A 12,502-nucleotide genomic window follows, 5' to 3' on the forward strand; every position below is an offset into this window, starting at 1 on the left:
GATGACTTTTATGTCATTGCTATTACAGTTGGTGGCGGAGCGACAGGAAATGCGGCTCGCACCAACCGCACTCCCCGGCCACCTTAACCGCGCCGGACGGTCAACGCATAGCGTAGCTTGCTTGTACCCGACCTATCGCGCGTCGCGCAATGTCGCGCGATGAAGCCTCGTCCCCATTGGCGAGTACCAGGATCGATTCCGGCGCGAACCGCGCGCTCTTATAGGCGTCATGTGCGTCGGCAATCCGCCCCATGCCCAGATACGCATGACCAAGATTGATAAGCCGCGCTGGATCGCTTGCGGCGTCTGGGCGGACAGCGTTCAAGCGTCGCGCTGCCTTGTCGAAATCGCCACGCATCAGCGCGCCGGCGGCCAGGCGACCGTCAGGAACGCCCACGACCACCACCTCATCCGGCGCAGCTGGGCGATGCCCGGCGCGACACAGGCCAGCGCAAACCCCATGATAACCGCTACCGTCTTCATCGCATTTCTCCTGAAAAAAACTTCTTACTATAGTCAGGATTATTTCATTTAGATGACATGAGCGCAAGACCGAGCAATGGCGCAGAAAATGATTTAGTATTGCGTAAAAACAATGGGTTACAAATATTTCATCGCATTGTCATAAAAGCGTAATCGAAAAGACAGCCGAATGTCCATCGATTCGCGTCGCGATTCGCGGTTGGATCGGCGCACGCAGGGCGATCTCATGATGACAATGTCGGGGGATGAAGGTCCGGGAGGTTCTGTTGCCCGGCCCCCCCGGAGGCCGCTGAATTCCCTTCTGTTGCCCGGTGGGTTCAACCGCGCTATTTTAGGGTAACGTCAGGCCGTGAGGCCCTCAGTTACGCTGCAATGGCGAGTGCTTCGTTATCGTTGGCACTTGTGAGTTTTGCACAGTTTAACGGCTTACACGGGCCGGGTAAAAACATCGCCTTTGAACACACGTCGATCCTAGTTCGGCCCCGTCAGACATCCCGCCAGGCATGACACCCATCGGGATATGTGGTGGAACCGCCGGGTACTGCCCCCGGGTCCGCTGCGTCTATTATACGACACAATTTATCACCATAGCCGGGCGAACCCGGCACCCTCTATATGCGCGCGCCTGCCCGGCTTTTCAAGATGTTCCGTCAGCGTTGCGCGCCGACGGCCTCTATCAGCCCGCCGACCGTGGCTGCCGCGCCAGGAACAGGGACGACCGCACCACCGGCGTATCGATCAGCTTGCCCTTCATCAGCGTCCGCAAACGCTCTGCCCCGTCTGGGTTCAGCATCACGACCCGCGTGCCGCCAGCGGGCAGAGCCTCGATGGTTGAAATCGCCAGCGCGTGGCGTTCGCACATCGCCTTGACGTCGGCCAGTTCGGCCTTGATATTGATCGCGCGGCTCATATGCCCTGGTCCTTCGAACCAGTGCGACAGCCTATATAATGGTTGAGATCGGCCAAGATGGGCGCTCCTTGCTGGCAAGCGGGAGCGCGATCGTCTCTCGGTCACGCGAATGCTTGCAGGCAGGGTTCGCGTCGATGGCTGCCCATAGCAGGCGCACCGCCCTGTTGTCGCGCTGTTTCGGCTGCGACATTTCTTATCGAACAGGGGCATAGGACCGCTTCCCCTCGCCCGCCGACCGCCCTATAGCCTTGTCCCCATGATCCTCGTCATCGACAATTATGACAGCTTTACCTGGAACCTGGTCCATTATCTGATGGAGTTGGGCGCGCGGGTCGAAGTCGTCCGCAACGACGCCATTTCGGCGGGCCAGGCCCTCTCCAGCGGCGCCAAAGCCTTCCTGCTATCGCCCGGTCCTTGCACCCCCAATGAAGCAGGGGTCAGCCTCGACCTCGTCGCCGCCTGCGCCGACGCGGGCGCGCCGCTGCTTGGCGTATGCCTTGGCCATCAGGCGATCGGCCAGCATTTCGGCGGCAAGGTCGTGCGCGGCGGCCTGATGCACGGCAAGACCTCACCCGTCACCCATGATGGCACGGGCTTGTTCGTGGGCATCCCCTCGCCCTTCACCGCCACCCGCTATCACTCGCTGATCGTCGAGGATATTCCCGCCGACCTGGTGGTCAATGCGACCAGCGAAGACGGCTCGGTCATGGGCTTCCGCCACGCGACGCTGCCGATCCACTCGGTCCAGTTCCACCCCGAGAGCATCGCGACCGAACATGGCCATGACATGCTGGCCAATTTCATGACGATCGCTGGCATGAAGGTGAAGGCGCGCGAGGCCGCCTGACGTCTGTCCTATCGGGATGGGCTTTGCTATGCTGCGCCAGTCACTTTCCCAATCTGTCGGCAATAGGAAATCATATTTCAAAATGTGCGGGAAAAGTGCGAAGTTAAGCCCTATCGCCCTCTCGACTTACCGGCCCTACCCCGACTAAGGCGAAGCCTCATGACCCGCCTGCCCGACCCCTCTTCACCGCTCGACGCGCAGGCTGCCGCCATCGCTTTCGACTTGCTGTTCGACGCGGACCTGCCGGAGGCGGAGATCGCGACCTTCCTCGTCACCATGGCCCGGCGCGGCGAAAGCGCGATCGAGATTGCGGCTGCCGCCCGCGCCATGCGCGCCCGCATGATCCCGGTCACCGCACCCTCTGGCGCGATCGATGTTTGCGGCACCGGCGGCGATGGCCATCATACGCTCAACGTCTCGACCGCCGTCTCGCTGGTCGTAGCCGCCGCTGGCGTGCCGGTCGCCAAACATGGCAATCGCGCCGCTTCCTCCAAGGCCGGAGCAGCCGACACGCTCGAAGCCCTGGGCCTGAACCTCGACCATGCCGCCACCACCGCCGAAGCGACGCTGGCGGATCTCGGCATCGGCTTCCTCTTCGCGCAAAACTACCATCCGGCGCTCAAGCGCCTTGGCCCCATTCGCAAGGCGATCGGTGAGCGGACCATCTTCAACCTGATGGGACCGCTGGCCAATCCCGCCGGCGTCCGCCGCCAACTCGTCGGCATCGCTCGCCCGGCCTATGTCCCCATCTATGCGGAGGCGCTTGCCGAACTCGGCGTCGATCGGGCGATGATCGTATCGGGTGACGAAGGGCTGGACGAACTCTCGCTCGCGGGCGGCAACGACATGGCGGAAGTCACGGGCCATCGCCTGATCGCGATGCACCGCATCACTGCCGCAGAACTTGGCCTGTCCACCCACCCGGTCGAAGCCATCAGAGGCGGGGACGCGGCCCATAATGCCGCGGCCCTGCGCGCGCTGCTCCAGGGCGAAACCGGCCCTTATCGCGACGCGGTGCTGCTCAACGCCGCCGCCGCCCTCGTCGTCGCGGACGCCGTTGCCGACCTGCGCGAAGGCGTCGAGGAAGCCGCCGAGACGATCGACCGCGGCCTCGCCAACGCCCTGCTCCATTGCTGGATTGCCTACACATGACCAACAAGCTGATCGAGATTTGCGATTTTAAGCGCGAAGATGTCGCCCGGCGCAAAGCCGCAACCAGCATCGCCGCGCTCCACGCCCGCGCCAGCGAACAGACGCCCCCGCGCGGCTTCCGCAAGGCGCTCGACGATGCGGCGCGCTCCGGCTTCGGCCTGATCGCCGAGGTCAAGAAGGCCAGTCCCTCCAAAGGCCTGATCCGCGAAGATTTCGATCCCCCCGCCCATGCCCGGGCCTATGCGGCGGGTGGCGCAGCCTGCCTGTCGGTGCTGACCGACGAACCCTATTTTCAGGGTCATGATGACTATCTGATCGCCGCCCGTTCCGCCTGCGCGCTGCCGGTCTTGCGTAAGGATTTCATCGTCGATCCCTGGCAGATCCTCGAAAGCCGCGCGCTCGGCGCCGACGCCATCCTCATCATCGTCGCCGCCCTGGACGATGGCCAGATGGCCGAGATCGAGGATATCGCGCTCGGCCTTGGCATGGACGCGCTTATAGAAGTGCATGACGAAGCCGAACTCGACCGCGCGCTCAAACTGCGCTCGCGCCTGATCGGCGTCAATAATCGCGACCTGCGCGATTTCACCGTCGACTTCGCCCGCACCTATGAACTGGTGGGGAAAGCCCCTGAAGGCTGCACCTTCGTCGCCGAAAGCGGCCTCACCGGCCATGCCGACCTCACCGCCATGGCCGACCATGGCGTCCGCTGCTTCCTGGTCGGAGAAACATTGATGCGGCAGGCCGATGTCGAAGCCGCCACCCGCCACCTGTTGACCGGCGCATGAGCGATCTCACCCATCTCGACCCCGACGGCGCAGCCCGCATGGTCGATGTATCGGCCAAGGCCGTGACCGCGCGCGAAGCGGTGGCCGACGGACGGATCGACATGAGCGAGGAAGCCGCCGCCGCGATCCTTGCGGGCCTGGTCAAGAAAGGCGACGTCCTCGCCGTCGCGCGGGTCGCAGGCATCATGGCCGCCAAGCGCACCGCCGATCTCATCCCGCTCTGCCACCCGATCGCGCTCAGCGCCGTGACGATCGATTTCGACCTGGACGACACCGGCGTCCGCGTCACCGCCACCGCCCGCACGGCGGGGCAGACGGGGGTCGAGATGGAAGCGCTGACCGCCGCCTCCGTGGCCCTGCTGACCATCTACGACATGGCCAAGGCGATCGATAAGGCGATGGTCATCGACGGCGTCCGCTTGCTCAGCAAGACCGGCGGCAAGTCGGGCGACTGGCATAGGCCATGAGCCTTCTGCCGGTTGCGGAGGCGCAGGCCCGCCTGTTCGCACTGGTCGGCCGACTGCCCGCCGAAGACATGCCCGTGACGGCCTGCGCCGGACGCTGGCTGGCCTCCGATGCCATCGCGCAGCGCGCCCAGCCCTGGGCGGACCTCAGCGCCATGGACGGCTATGCGGTGCGCGCCGCTGAGGCGCCCGGCCCCTGGCACGTCACCATGACCAGCAGCGCAGGCGGCACACCCCCGTCGCCCCTCGCGCCGGGCGAAGCCTGCCGCATCTTCACCGGCGCGCCCTTGCCCGAAGGGGCCGATGCCATCCTGATCCAGGAAAATGCCACCCGTGACGGCGACAGCCTCACCGCCAGCGCCGACCCGCTCGCGCCCGGTCGCCACGTCCGCCCCGCCGCATCCGACTTCGCAAAAGGCGCGCCGCTGCTAAAGGCACGCTCCCGGCTAGGCCCGACCCAGATCGCGCTGGCCGTGCTGGGCGGCCATGGCCACCTGCCCGTCGGAAAGCGACCCAGGGTCGCGCTGCTCTCGACCGGCGACGAACTCGTGCCGCCGGGCGCACCAACCCCGCCGGGCGCTCTCCCCTCCTCCACGCCCCTATGCTCGCCGCAATGCTGGCCCCCTTGCCGTGCGACGTCATCGACCTCGGTATCGTGCCGGACGATCTCGACGCCATGGTCGCCGCGCTCGATCGCGCGCGTCAGGCCGACATCATCGTCTCGACCGGCGGCGCATCGGTCGGCGATCACGACGTGGTCCGCCCTGCCTTCGCGCAAGCCGGAGGCACGCTCGATTTCTGGAAGATCGCCATGCGCCCCGGCAAGCCGCTGATGGCCGGCCGCCTGGGCGACGCGCTATTCCTGGGCCTGCCCGGCAACCCGGTCTCCGCGTTCGTCACCGGCACCCTCTTCCTGCTGCCTCTAGTTCGCCATATGGCCGGAGCATCCACTCCGCTGCCTTCCTTGCACGAAGCCAAACTGGCCTCGCCCCTCCCCGCCACCGGCGACCGCGACGATTATCTGCGCGCCTTCCGCAGCGACGACGGCATCGTCTCGGTCACTTCGCAAGACAGCGCCGCCACCGCCGCCATGGCCTTGGCCGATTGCCTGATCCTCCGCCCTGCCGGATCACCCTCCGCCGCCACCGGCGACACGGTGCAAATTCTACCCCTGCCCTGATCCGGTCGCTTGACTAACCTTCATCTGTTTCCTATGCGTTCCTTATACGTTCCACGGAGGACCGCAGCCATGTTGACGCCCAAACAGCAGGAATTGCTGAGCTTCATTCAAACCCGCTTGGAAGAGGGCGGCGTGTCGCCTTCTTTCGAGGAGATGAAGGATGCGCTGGATCTGCGCTCCAAGTCGGGCATTCACCGTCTGATCAACGCGCTGGAAGAACGCGGCTTCATCCGCCGCCTGCCCAACCGTGCCCGCGCGCTTGAAGTCTTGAAGTTGCCCGATGCCATGCACCGCATCCCGGCCCCGATCGTCGCGCCTAAACCCCAGGTCTCGGCGCCACAGCTCATTGCCGCCAACGACGTGATCGAAATTCCCATGCACGGCCGGATCGCAGCAGGCGTCCCGATCGAAGCGATGGAAGGGCAGACGATGCTGTCCGTTCCCGCCGCGCTGCTTGGCGCGGGCGATCATTATGCGCTGGAAGTGTCCGGCGATTCGATGATGGAGGCGGGTATTCTGGACGGTGACTTTGCGCTGATCCAGCGGACCGAAGTTGCGCGCGAGGGCCAGATCGTCGTCGCCCTGATCGACGAGAATGAAGCCACGCTCAAATATTTCCGCCGCGAAGGGCAAAGGGTGCGGCTCGACCCGGCCAACAGCGCCTATGAGCCGCAAATCTACGACCCGCGCCAGGTCCAGATCCAGGGCAAACTCGCCGGACTGCTTCGCCGCTATAATTGAGGCCGAGGCCGCGCATAGAATGGGCGCGACTTCGACGGAGCATATCGGGGTGACCGCTTGGGGATCGGCACGATCCAGGGGTGGGCATCTCCCGCCTGACGCACCGTACGAACGGCGGCATGGTCCAGATCGATGGCTATGCCGCCGGTTCGCGCCAACAGCCGACGGTCGATCTTGAGCCAGCGCGGGCGGCACCAGCGCGGCAGACCGCGATCGGCAATGACGATGTCCGCAGCCGCGCAATCGCGGGCGAAGGTAGCGCGGTCCACCAGCATATCGCTGCGGGTCACGAGCAACTGCCAGCGCCGCCCGCCCGCCATCAACCCGACCGCGCACAAATCGCTCGAACAGCGCGCCTGCGGCAACCGCGCGATCGACTCCAACGTCCCATCATAACCCGCGCTTTCCGACAAGACATCGCGCACATAGTCGCCCGCCCCTGCGCGCAGGATCGCCATGCGACCATCAGGCGTCCGCACCGCCACATGGCGGCCATCGCCGGTCACCAATATGTCGGGCGGCGACAGAAAAATTATGGTGATGACGCCCGCGACCAACGGCCCCAGCCCCAGCCAGCGCCACCGGCTGCGCCACAGCAAACACCAGAGCATCCCCGCCATCATGCCTGCAAAGACGAACGCGGGCACCGAAGGGGTCAACATCGTCGCCCAAGGACTGGCCGAGACCCCATGGGCGATCATCAGCAACAGCGTCAGCGCCTGCTGCGTCAACCACCAGAAGGGCGCGCCGAGGCCGACCATATCGAACAGCAACGCCAACGCCTCCAGCGGCATCACGACAAAGGTAGTGAGCGGGATCGCGACGATATTGGCGAAGGCACCCAACATACCCGCCTTGTGAAAATGGAACAGCGCGATCGGCATAAGCACCAGTTCGATGACGAAACCCGTCGCCAATGTCACCAGGAGCATGCGTATAACCTTGCGCCAGCGCGCCTCGTCCCGCGCGACGGCAAAGGCACCGAACCGCTTATGCTCAGCCAAGGCAACCAGCGCCGTGACCGCGGCAAAGCTCATCTGGAAACTCGGCCCGACCAGCGCTTCGGGCCAAAAGACCAGCACGATCAGTGCGCCCGTCGCCACCAGCCGCAGCGTAATCGCATCCCGCCCCATCGCAAGGCGCCCAGCACCAACAGCGCGGCGATGCAGGACCGCACCGTTGGCACCTCGGCCCCCGTCAGCAGCGTATAGCCGACCCCCGCCAGCGCGCCCCCTGTGGCCGCGATCAGCATCAACGGCCAGTCGAGCGCCGCCTGGCGGCTAAGCGCCATGACCCGCATCAACAGGAAGATCACCGCCCCGATCAGCGCCGTCACATGCAATCCACTGATCGACAGCAAATGCGCCAACCCGCTGTTGCGCATCGCTTCGGCATCGACCTCGGCAATCGCCCCCTGATCGCCGGTCGCCAGCGCGATGGCGATACCCTTCGCCGGATCATCCACCTGCCCAGCAATATGGGCGAACAGCCGCGCCCGCAGCGGTGTCCCACCCGTAGCAGGCCGCACTACCTCTATCGGTTTCAAGGCCTTGCCGGTCGCGCCTATCCCTTCAAAATAGCGCGCGCGGCGAAATCATATCCACCCGGCACACTGGGTGGTGCAGGTGGCATCAGGCGCACCCGAAAGCGGATCGTCGCCCCTTCGCCCAACCCGATGGGCACGTCGCTGTCCGCGATATTGACCCGGATGACCTTTGGCAGGGTCGGCGCATCCACCGGGCGCAGCATGGCGCGCACCATCTGCTGGGCGGGAACCGCGCGGACCGACAGGACGTCGCCCGTCACCCGAACGAATGTCGCGCGGGCTAGCGGCGCTTGCCCCAGCAGCGACGCTTTCCCCCATATCAGCACGCAACCCATGCAGGCCAGCACCCCGCCCGCCACCATCATCCGCCGCAACCGCGCGCCATCGGGCAGCAACACCCCCAGACAAGCGAGCGCCAACGCCCCGCAGCAAAAGGCCAGCCACGCCATCCGATGGGGCAAGGCGAACCAGGCCGCGATGCCGACCCCCAGCGCGATCGGTGCCCAAAGCGGAACCTGTTCCCGCTCTTTCTCCAGCCAGCGTTCCACCGCCGCAAATCCAGCGCGCAGCCGTGCAGTGACCTCGACCATAAGGGAGGTTTGTCGTGGCTCGAAAGCCATGCTAGGGGGCATCGCATCCATGGATCAGAAGGGCGAATGTCAAGCAATATGGTGGTGAACGCAACGGGAATGAACAAGCCGGTGGTGACCCGTTTCGCCCCCTCGCCTACGGGCTTCCTCCATATCGGTGGCGCTCGCACCGCCTTGTTCAACTGGCTGTTCGCGCGCCACCATGGCGGCAAGTTCCTCTTACGGATCGAGGATACCGACCGCGCCCGGTCGACCGAGGAAGCGGTCGCCGCGATTTTCGACGGCCTGGACTGGCTCGGCCTTGGCGGCGATGAACCGGCCGTATTCCAGTTCGAGCGGACACCCCGCCATGCCGAAGTCGCTAATGCGATGCTCGCGGGCGGCCATGCCTATAAATGCTATGCCACGCCGGAAGAACTGGCCGCGCTGCGCGAAGAACAGCGCGCCGCCAAAAAGCCCATGCGCTATGATGGCCGCTGGCGCGACCGGTCACCAGAAGAAGCACCTGAAGGTGCGCCCTTCGTCATCCGCCTGAAGGCCCCGCGCGAAGGCGAGACGGTGATCGAGGATGCGGTGCAGGGCCGCGTCGTCGTGCAGAATGCCGAACTGGACGACATGATCCTGCTGCGGTCCGACGGCACGCCCACCTATATGCTGGCCGTGGTCGTGGACGATAACGACATGGGCGTCACCCATGTCATTCGTGGCGACGATCATCTCAACAACGCCTTTCGCCAGCTTTGCATCATCCGCGCGATGGAGTGGGAAGAGCCGATTTACGCGCATATCCCGCTGATCCACGGATCGGACGGCGCGAAACTGTCCAAGCGCCATGGCGCGCTGGGCGTTGATGCTTATCGCGACGAGATGGGGATGCTGCCCGAAGCGGTGCTGAACTATCTGCTACGTTTGGGCTGGGGCCATGGCGACGAGGAATTCATCCCCACCGCCCGCGCCATCGAATTGTTCGACGTATCGGGCGTCGGCCGCTCGCCCTCGCGGTTCGACATCAAGAAGCTGGAAAATCTCAACGGCCATTATCTGCGCCAGGCCGATGATGGCCGTCTCGCCGCCTTGGTGGCGCCTCGCGTCGAAGCACGGCTCGGCAAGCCATTGCCACAAACCGGTCTAGCACTTTTAGGCGAGGCAATGGCTTCGCTCAAACCGCGCGCTAAAAACGCTTAATGAAATTGCGGAGGGCGCGGAATTTCTGTTCAAAAATTGCCCGCTCGATTTTGACGAAAAGGCGTCGGCTCTGCTAGACGACTCGGCACGCGCGCTGCTGATAAAGACAGCCGACGCTCTTTCGGTCGCTCCATCCTGGACGGTCGAAGCGATTGAAGACGCGATACGCCACGTGGCGGAGGATGCCGGTCTGGGACTGGGCAAGGTGGCGCAGCCATTACGGGCGGCACTCACCGGGCGCACTGTCTCGCCGGGGATTTTCGATGTCCTCTTCCTTTTGGGGAAAGAGGAAAGCTTGGAACGGCTGACCCATGCGGGGCACGCATCGGTTGGTTGATGGCACTCAAGGAGAACAATATGTCGGATAATAATGCCACTTTGACCGTCGGAGGAGCGACGAAAGACTATGCCGTCATGGACGGCTCGGTCGGGCCCCAGGTCATCGACGTTCGCAAGCTTTACGCCAATACCGGCATGTTCACCTATGATCCGGGCTTCACCTCGACGGCGAGCTGCGAATCCGGCCTGACCTATATCGATGGCGATGAAGGCGTGCTGTTGCATCGTGGCTATCCGATCGGTCAGCTGGCCGAAGAATCCAGCTTCATGGAAGTCTGCTACCTGCTGCTGAACGGCGAACTGCCGTCCAAGACCGAGCTGGACGACTTCATCACCACGATCACGCGTCATACGATGGTGCATGAACAACTCACCACATTCTATCGCGGTTTCCGCCGTGACGCGCACCCGATGGCGATCATGTGCGGCGTGGTCGGCGCCCTGTCGGCCTTCTACCATGACTCGACCGACATCAACGATCCGGTACAGCGCAAGATCGCGAGCCACCGTCTGATCGCCAAGATGCCGACGATCGCGGCGATGGCGTATAAATATTCGGTGGGCCAGCCCTTCGTCTATCCGCGCAACGACCTGTCCTACACGGCAAACTTCCTGCGCATGACCTTCTCGGTCCCGGCGGAGGAATATATCCCCGATCCGGTGATCGTGGATGCCATGGACAAGATCTTCATTCTCCATGCCGACCATGAGCAGAATGCCTCGACCTCGACCGTGCGTCTGGCTGGCTCTTCAGGGGCCAACCCCTTCGCCTGCATCGCGGCCGGCATCGCCTGCCTGTGGGGTCCGGCGCATGGCGGCGCGAACGAAGCGGCGCTCAACATGCTCCGCGAAATCGGCACGGTCGACAAGATCCCGGAATATATCGCTCGCGCCAAGAACAAGGACGATCCGTTCCGCCTGATGGGCTTTGGCCATCGCGTCTACAAGAACTACGATCCCCGCGCGACGGTCATGCAAAAGACCGCCAAGGACGTGCTGGAGAAGCTGGGCGTCAACGATCCCGTGTTCGACGTCGCCAAGGAACTGGAGCAGATCGCCCTCAACGATCCCTATTTCATCGAAAAGAAGCTCTACCCCAATGTGGACTTTTATTCGGGTGTGATCCTGTCGGCGATCGGCTTCCCGACCGAGATGTTCACCGTCCTCTTCGCCCTCGCCCGTACCGTCGGCTGGGTCGCGCAGTGGAACGAAATGATCTCCGACCCAGCGCAGAAGATCGGCCGCCCGCGCCAGCTCTACACCGGCCCGACGCAGCGCGACTATGTGCCTGTCGAAAAGCGCTGATCCGCGCCAGGTCTGACCAAAAAAACGGCGCTCCGAGAGGGGCGCCGTTTTTCGTTGTGCAGTAATCAGGGAAAAACCGGGCGCGGCACATGTCCACCAGACGCAGTTATGCCGTTCGCCCAAACATCATCAATGTCAGAAAATGGTGGAGCCTAGCGGGATCGAACCGCTGACCTCCTGCATGCCATGCAGGCGCTCTCCCAGCTGAGCTAAGGCCCCATTTGGGCGTGGTGCAAGGCCGCACGCCACATGGATCAAACCCTGTCCGGCAAATCCCGCAAGGGATAAGACCGTCGGTCGGATATAAGGATGGTGGAGCCTAGCGGGATCGAACCGCTGACCTCCTGCATGCCATGCAGGCGCTCTCCCAGCTGAGCTAAGGCCCCGTCACCATCGTGAAACGCCGTTGGGACGGCGCTTGCGAGGTCGCTGCCATTAAGTCGCAGCAACCTCCTTGGCAAGAACAAAAATCAGTTAATTGTCATCGCTGTCGTCGTCGCCCGCGGCTTCGACACCCAGGTCGTCGTCGCCGCCCAGATCGACGTCATTATCCGGCGAATCGCCGTCATCATCGACGTCCAAATCCAGATCCAGATCATCGTCAGCCGTTTCCAGCTTGCCATCGGCGGTTTCGATAACCTTCTTGGGCGCTTCTTCGTAGGGAAGCGGTTGCTTGGACTTGAGAACCGGCTCCGGTTCCCAGGCCGCGTTGCAGTTGATGCAGACGACCGGATCGTCCTTGCCCAGGTCATAGAAGCGGGTTGCGCATTTCGGGCAGGTCCGTTTCGTGCCCCATTCAGCCTTCACCATGTCCGGCCTGTTCCTTTATAGATGCTCAAATAGACTTTACGCGGCGCAACGGCTGTTGCCCACGAAACGTCGCGCGCCTTGCCATAGCCCAAGCGCGCTGTCAAAAGCCGGGCGCATTTTTTCCCGCCAGACCAGACTGGACGAACCGTGACCGCTGCTGCC

Annotated in this window: 9 protein-coding genes, 2 tRNA genes, 1 other RNA gene and 3 pseudogenes; 8 read left to right on the forward strand and 7 right to left on the reverse strand. The window is 63.7% G+C overall.

Features of this window, described 5'->3' with window-relative positions:
• Nucleotides 1–100: 100 nt before the first annotated feature.
• The 3 genes from BF95_RS26305 to BF95_RS10120 all read right to left on the reverse strand — a co-directional run bounded on the left by BF95_RS26305 (nucleotide 101) and on the right by BF95_RS10120 (nucleotide 1,393).
• Entirely contained in the window at nucleotides 101–397 is a 297-nt protein-coding gene (locus BF95_RS26305) for a tetratricopeptide repeat protein (RefSeq protein WP_235209674.1), read from the reverse strand.
• A gap of 376 nt (nucleotides 398–773) precedes the next feature.
• Nucleotides 774–1,128, reverse strand: a transfer-messenger RNA (tmRNA) gene (gene ssrA, locus BF95_RS26310).
• A gap of 31 nt (nucleotides 1,129–1,159) precedes the next feature.
• Nucleotides 1,160–1,393 carry a hypothetical protein gene (locus BF95_RS10120; protein ID WP_043151272.1) on the reverse strand — a complete coding sequence of 78 codons (234 nt, stop codon included), beginning with the start codon at nucleotides 1,391–1,393 and terminating at the stop codon, nucleotides 1,160–1,162.
• Between the two features lie 256 nt (nucleotides 1,394–1,649).
• Between BF95_RS10120 and BF95_RS10125 the strand changes: the two genes are divergently transcribed.
• From BF95_RS10125 to lexA, 6 genes and pseudogenes are all read left to right on the forward strand, one after another.
• Entirely contained in the window at nucleotides 1,650–2,240 is a 591-nt protein-coding gene (locus tag BF95_RS10125) for an anthranilate synthase component II (protein WP_043151273.1), read from the forward strand.
• 159 nt (nucleotides 2,241–2,399) lie between these two features.
• Complete coding sequence (gene trpD / locus BF95_RS10130; RefSeq protein ID WP_043151275.1) at nucleotides 2,400–3,392, forward strand: anthranilate phosphoribosyltransferase; 993 nt, start codon at nucleotides 2,400–2,402, stop codon at nucleotides 3,390–3,392.
• The gene (gene trpC / locus BF95_RS10135) at nucleotides 3,389–4,180 is read left to right on the forward strand and encodes an indole-3-glycerol phosphate synthase TrpC (RefSeq protein WP_043151276.1); all 792 of its coding nucleotides are present in this window, start codon (nucleotides 3,389–3,391) and stop codon (nucleotides 4,178–4,180) included. Before trpD ends, trpC begins: the two co-directional genes overlap by 4 nt.
• Complete coding sequence (gene moaC, locus BF95_RS10140; RefSeq protein WP_043151277.1) at nucleotides 4,177–4,647, forward strand: cyclic pyranopterin monophosphate synthase MoaC; 471 nt, start codon at nucleotides 4,177–4,179, stop codon at nucleotides 4,645–4,647. Before trpC ends, moaC begins: the two co-directional genes overlap by 4 nt.
• Nucleotides 4,644–5,824 (forward strand): annotated as a pseudogene (locus BF95_RS10145) (molybdopterin molybdotransferase MoeA). Before moaC ends, BF95_RS10145 begins: the two are co-directional and overlap by 4 nt.
• Before the next feature lie 69 nt (nucleotides 5,825–5,893).
• On the forward strand, nucleotides 5,894–6,565 hold the full coding sequence (lexA, locus tag BF95_RS10150; RefSeq protein ID WP_043151279.1) for a transcriptional repressor LexA: 672 nt from the start codon (nucleotides 5,894–5,896) through the stop codon (nucleotides 6,563–6,565).
• Here the strand turns inward: lexA and BF95_RS10155 are convergent.
• Nucleotides 6,556–8,701 (reverse strand): annotated as a pseudogene (locus BF95_RS10155) (ComEC/Rec2 family competence protein). The gene lexA and the pseudogene BF95_RS10155 overlap by 10 nt on opposite strands.
• Before the next feature lie 99 nt (nucleotides 8,702–8,800).
• On the opposite strand from BF95_RS10155, the pseudogene gltX reads away from it, so the two are divergent.
• Both gltX and BF95_RS10165 read left to right on the forward strand, forming a co-directional pair.
• Nucleotides 8,801–10,223, forward strand: a pseudogene (gene gltX, locus BF95_RS10160) (glutamate--tRNA ligase).
• Between the two features lie 20 nt (nucleotides 10,224–10,243).
• Entirely contained in the window at nucleotides 10,244–11,530 is a 1,287-nt protein-coding gene (locus tag BF95_RS10165; protein WP_043151300.1) for a citrate synthase, read from the forward strand.
• Between the two features lie 143 nt (nucleotides 11,531–11,673).
• Here BF95_RS10165 and BF95_RS10170 read toward each other — a convergent pair.
• The 3 genes from BF95_RS10170 to BF95_RS10180 all read right to left on the reverse strand — a co-directional run bounded on the left by BF95_RS10170 (nucleotide 11,674) and on the right by BF95_RS10180 (nucleotide 12,340).
• A tRNA-Ala gene (locus BF95_RS10170) sits at nucleotides 11,674–11,749 on the reverse strand.
• A 91-nt stretch (nucleotides 11,750–11,840) separates the two neighbouring features.
• Nucleotides 11,841–11,916 (reverse strand) — tRNA-Ala (locus BF95_RS10175).
• 88 nt (nucleotides 11,917–12,004) lie between these two features.
• Entirely contained in the window at nucleotides 12,005–12,340 is a 336-nt protein-coding gene (locus BF95_RS10180) for an FYDLN acid domain-containing protein (protein WP_037480080.1), read from the reverse strand.
• Between the last annotated feature and the right edge of the window lie 162 nt (nucleotides 12,341–12,502).

The sequence above is a fragment of the Sphingobium sp. Ant17 genome (genome assembly GCF_000588875.1).
Classification (GTDB): Bacteria; Pseudomonadota; Alphaproteobacteria; order Sphingomonadales; family Sphingomonadaceae; genus Sphingobium.

Excerpts from the sequence above, each read along its gene's own strand:
- BF95_RS10125 (WP_043151273.1), top strand. The coding sequence starts at position 1,650 with ATGATCCTCGTCATCGACAATTATGACAGCTTTACCTGGAACCTGGTC.
- trpD (WP_043151275.1), top strand. The coding sequence starts at position 2,400 with ATGACCCGCCTGCCCGACCCCTCTTCACCGCTCGACGCGCAGGCTGCC.
- BF95_RS10120 (WP_043151272.1), bottom strand. The coding sequence starts at position 1,393 with ATGAGCCGCGCGATCAATATCAAGGCCGAACTGGCCGACGTCAAGGCG.
- BF95_RS10165 (WP_043151300.1), top strand. The coding sequence starts at position 10,244 with ATGTCGGATAATAATGCCACTTTGACCGTCGGAGGAGCGACGAAAGAC.
- moaC (WP_043151277.1), top strand. The coding sequence starts at position 4,177 with ATGAGCGATCTCACCCATCTCGACCCCGACGGCGCAGCCCGCATGGTC.
- trpC (WP_043151276.1), top strand. The coding sequence starts at position 3,389 with ATGACCAACAAGCTGATCGAGATTTGCGATTTTAAGCGCGAAGATGTC.
- lexA (WP_043151279.1), top strand. The coding sequence starts at position 5,894 with ATGTTGACGCCCAAACAGCAGGAATTGCTGAGCTTCATTCAAACCCGC.
- BF95_RS10180 (WP_037480080.1), bottom strand. The coding sequence starts at position 12,340 with ATGGTGAAGGCTGAATGGGGCACGAAACGGACCTGCCCGAAATGCGCA.